This is a genomic window from Micromonospora sp. LZ34, assembly GCF_052981855.1.
Genome location: NZ_JBRIQN010000120.1, coordinates 1 through 3,927, shown reverse-complemented (window position 1 = coordinate 3,927; position 3,927 = coordinate 1). Strand labels below are relative to the sequence as shown.

At 65.6% G+C, this 3,927-nt stretch carries 4 protein-coding genes and 1 pseudogene; 4 read left to right on the top strand and 1 reads right to left on the bottom strand.

The window, feature by feature from the left end; translation table 11 throughout:
• The first annotated feature begins 216 nt into the window (after positions 1-216).
• A complete protein-coding gene (locus tag ACVCAH_RS37565) occupies positions 217-783 on the top strand; it encodes a hypothetical protein (protein WP_447140961.1) in 567 nt (188 codons plus the stop codon).
• Positions 784-1,475: 692 nt separating this feature from the next.
• Here the strand turns inward: ACVCAH_RS37565 and ACVCAH_RS37560 are convergent.
• Positions 1,476-1,697, bottom strand: a complete 222-nt coding sequence (locus tag ACVCAH_RS37560; RefSeq protein ID WP_447140960.1) for a hypothetical protein — start codon at positions 1,695-1,697, stop codon at positions 1,476-1,478.
• A gap of 315 nt (positions 1,698-2,012) precedes the next feature.
• Between ACVCAH_RS37560 and ACVCAH_RS37555 the strand changes: the two genes are divergently transcribed.
• The 3 genes and pseudogenes from ACVCAH_RS37555 (at position 2,013) to ACVCAH_RS37545 (ending at position 3,882) form a co-directional block, all read left to right on the top strand.
• Complete coding sequence (locus tag ACVCAH_RS37555; RefSeq protein WP_109805765.1) at positions 2,013-2,669, top strand: TetR/AcrR family transcriptional regulator; 657 nt, start codon at positions 2,013-2,015, stop codon at positions 2,667-2,669.
• A 127-nt stretch (positions 2,670-2,796) separates the two neighbouring features.
• Positions 2,797-3,313 (top strand): annotated as a pseudogene (locus ACVCAH_RS37550) (transposase family protein).
• 323 nt (positions 3,314-3,636) lie between these two features.
• Positions 3,637-3,882: an OsmC family protein gene (locus tag ACVCAH_RS37545; RefSeq protein ID WP_447140959.1), complete on the top strand. Its 246-nt coding sequence runs from the start codon at positions 3,637-3,639 to the stop codon at positions 3,880-3,882.
• The last annotated feature ends 45 nt before the right edge of the window (positions 3,883-3,927 follow it).

The window sequence follows — 3,927 nt, the reverse complement described above, 5'->3', positions numbered from 1 at the left end:
GCCTCCTTCGTCGTGAGACGTGAGCACCCCGAGCATCCCGCCCGGGACCCACGAGGAGCGAGACCCCGCTCCTTCATGCCATCACACAGGTCCTGAGACCCGACAAGCCGGCAGCCGGCCTGTCCGGCCTCGGGTCCTGCCTGACAGACCGGTACCACGGTCTGCGGGATGCACGTTCGCGCCGAGCTGTGCCACTGACGACTAGGGTGACCGGCCATGACCTTGGAGTGGCGACGTCGTCTCTTGCCAGGTGCCGGGCTGCTGGTACTTGCCAGCAGTTTCCTGCCCTGGTGGATGGTGCGCGTCCGGCACATGACCGAACACAAGACCACCTACGAGACCTTCTTCGGCTCCGCCTGGGGCATGTCGTCACGGTGGAGCGCAGCGGTGCTGCTCACCCTGGGCGCGGTCGTGGTTTCGATGATCTGGCGTCATAACCGAGGTCGCGTGCCGTCGCTGGCGCATGTCGCCACGTTGGCGGCGGTGGCACTGTCGGTCTTCCTGGTTGTCCAGCAGTGGCGTGACGTCGAAGCCTGGCCCCCAGCGGGTTCGGTAAGCCGGTCGAGGGTTGAGCCTTCCGCTTCCCACTGGTTCGCCGAGCCGCGTAGGGACATGGCCGCAGAGATCGCCGCGGGTTTCATGGAGCGCGATCACCTCCGGTCCCACCATGCCCCGGGCCTAATTGCCGATGCCGGCTGGGGCATGTGGGTCGGACTGTGCGCAATCGTGCTCGCCGGGGCCGCACTGATCGTCGCCAACTCCCGCAGCAGGCCCTCTGCTTAGCCACCCCTGCGGGCGTCAGCCTCACCGTGGCGGCCGGCGTTGGCTGACTGTTCGCGCCACTGGCCGGCATCGGCGTGCATGAGGCCGCTTCACCATCCGCCGGGCTTCGTCCTCGGTGTCGAACTGCCAGCGGAGCACCTTGCCCGTCTCCGAGTCGCCGGCCCTAGCGACGACGTGCCAGCGGACCTCGCGGGCGAGCCAGACGTCGCGTCGGGTGAGCCGTCCCCACGTGCCGTGCCACCAACGCGCTACCAACTCTTTGGCCACCGGCTGATCGTACAAGCGTTCTAATGGAGGATGTTGGCGAGCTAGAACCTGACCATGCCGGACGGTTGACTTCAATGCGTCCCCCCAGTGCCAGAATGAAGCGGTGGGAGCTGGCCCGGATACGACCGCGGAGTGGCGGACGACCTCCGACGTAGCCGCGTACCTCGGCGTCAAGGTTGCGACTGTGACGAACTATCGGAAGCGCGGTCAGATGCCGGAGCCGGATGCCACTGTTGGGCGCACGCACATGTGGCGCCCGAGTCGAGTGGTGTCCTGGCATGAGAGCCGTCCCCGGCCTGGCGTCGGTGGCCGCCCAACCCGAGCAAACGCAGACGGTAGCGGCGACGTTAGCTCGCGCTGAGGGTTCGCACCTCGTCGAGGTAAGAGATCGCTCAACATGCCGGACGGCACAGCACCCACGCCGCCTACTCCTCGGCGCCAGCCGACGTGTCCTCGATCTGACGTTGCTCGGCGCCAGGAGCCTGGCGTCCCAGCTTCTTGGTCTTGAATAGAGAAGCGGCTGTACCCCCGACCGCGCCGGCTGCACCGGCGATCGCTCCGCCCACACCCTTCACCGCGGTCAGCGCGTGCGGCGCATCCGGAACGCCGTCGCGGTCCAGGTCGACGCTTCTGAACGGACGCGCCACAGCGCCAGGTTCAGCTGCGGGTGATACGCGTGACGTGCAGACGCATGTCAACGGGCGTTGACACATGCCGACCTTCAGCGCGCCGCTCACGACGCATCGCCGAGCCACTCCTGAGCATCAGCTTGCCACAGCGAGGACTAAATGGTCCTGGAAAAGACTCACCTTATCGGTGATCTCGCGGACATAGCACCCGTTGAATCAAGCTGGCGGCGTATGTGTTCGTCCTTCACCATCACGCGAATGCAACCCAACGCCGAATGGACCCCAAGGTCCCATTCTCCATGGATTATGGGCACCGCTGGATACACTTGACCGATGGGCGACGAGCAGGTGGCTGCGCCGACGAAGCAGCGGAGGATCAGTCAACGGGGCATCGCGACGCGAGAGCGGATCCTCGAGGCGGCGAACCGGCTGATGTTCGTGCGCGGAGTGAACGCGACGACCCTTGACGACGTCCGCGAGGCAAGCCAGACGAGCAAGTCTCAGCTTTACCACCACTTCGCCGACAAGCAGGAGCTCGTGCGCGCGTTGGTCAAATATCGGGGCGCGCTCGTGCTTCAGCGCGAGCGCGGAGGGCTCGAACGACTGAGATCGTTCTCAGGGCTGGTCCGGTGGCGTAACGCGCTGGTTCAGGCCAACTCGCTGAACAACGGCAAATACGGGTGCGGCCTCGGGTCGATGGCTGTCGAGCTGTCCGATCAAGATGAGCAGGCTCGATCAATGCTGTTGGAAACGTTTGCGGCATGGGAAAAGCTGATCAGTGATGGTCTGCACCGGATGCGGGACAGCGGTGCACTGCGCCAGGACGCCGACCCGGAGAAGTTGGCCACGGGGTTGATGGCAGCTTTGCAAGGCGGCTACTTGCTGGCGAACGCCGCGCACAACGTCGCACCCATGGAAGTTGCTCTGGACATGGCGCTGGAACACATCAAATCGTTCCTCTCGGAGCCGTCCGGCGAGCCGACCCGTTAATTGAGCCCTTTTCGTCGTGATCAGGCCGGTCACGGCGGTGCGAGCAGCCCGGAGATCGATGAGGGCGAGGCTCCAAGGTAAGACAGCAGTCGAACCAAGATCCGCTGCCCCGACCGGGAGCCTCGCCGTGCTGTCTCACCCCGCCACGATCCCGCTGTCCAGCCGAACCCTGAACCACCTCGCCGAATGCCTCCGTAACCACCGCCAGCAACGTCGATCCCGGTGGCGGCGCCTGGACCCCGGCCGGCAAGCCCTACTCACCCTCGCCCATCTGCGCAACGGCGACACCCACGCCCGCCTCGCAGCCGGGTTCGGCATCGGCGTCGCCACCCGCGTGCCGCTACATCCGCGGAGCTGTCGCTCCACCCGCCGCAACCGCTGACGACCTGGCCGCCGCCATGGACCGCATCCAAAGGCTGGCGTACGCGATCGTCGACGGCGCGCTGATCCCGATCGACCGGTTCGCCGACCAGAAGCCCTACCGGTACCGGCCGACGTTGTCCCGCTGGCAGAAGGCCGTCCGCCACGCACACGCCCGGATCCGGGCCTGCGGCGAGCGAGCCATCGCCACCCTCAAAACCTGGGCCCTCTCGTCGTTGTTGTCCGGATTTGAGTCCGCGATGCGACGACGATCGCCGCCCTGATGCGTGACCGACGGCATGTCCGAGCCTTAACGGACTAATGAGTCCATCTTCGGGTTTGGCGTTGAGCGAGGTCAGCTGGGGATGTCTTGGCCCTAACCCTTCAGTGCGGCTCAAAACAGCCCGAGGTGATGGTTCACGAGGGCCGAGCGGTTCTGGCAACGAGCGATCAACTGGACTATCCAGTCCATGACCGCTAGCCTGCGTAGGCACTCGGTCATGGGGTGATACGCCCGGCCACAGCCCCCGCTCAGACTGCGGCTCGGCTGCTGCTGGATCCGCGTATCTGGACCGTCACTACCAGGATCTACAGGAAGGCACGGTTGATGGAAACCGATCGGGATCGTGTCGTCGCATCCGCCCGGGCTGTCCTTCCGGCCACTGAGCGCCGGCGCACGGACATGGCCACCCGCGGCTTCACGTTCGTCGCTGATGAACCGCACAACGGCGCACTCGGCGAAGGCCCGACGCCGACGGAGTACCTGTTGATGGCGCTCGCGTCGTGCACTGCTCAGACGCTGCGGCAGTATGTCGACTATAAGGGCGCGTCTCATTTGGTGAGGCGGCGGTAGCAGATCAGGGTGCTCGCGATGGTGGCAAAGGCTTCGAAGTGGTCG

Excerpts from the sequence above, each read along its gene's own strand:
- ACVCAH_RS37565 (WP_447140961.1), top strand. The coding sequence starts at position 217 with ATGACCTTGGAGTGGCGACGTCGTCTCTTGCCAGGTGCCGGGCTGCTG.
- ACVCAH_RS37555 (WP_109805765.1), top strand. The coding sequence starts at position 2,013 with ATGGGCGACGAGCAGGTGGCTGCGCCGACGAAGCAGCGGAGGATCAGT.
- ACVCAH_RS37545 (WP_447140959.1), top strand. The coding sequence starts at position 3,637 with ATGGAAACCGATCGGGATCGTGTCGTCGCATCCGCCCGGGCTGTCCTT.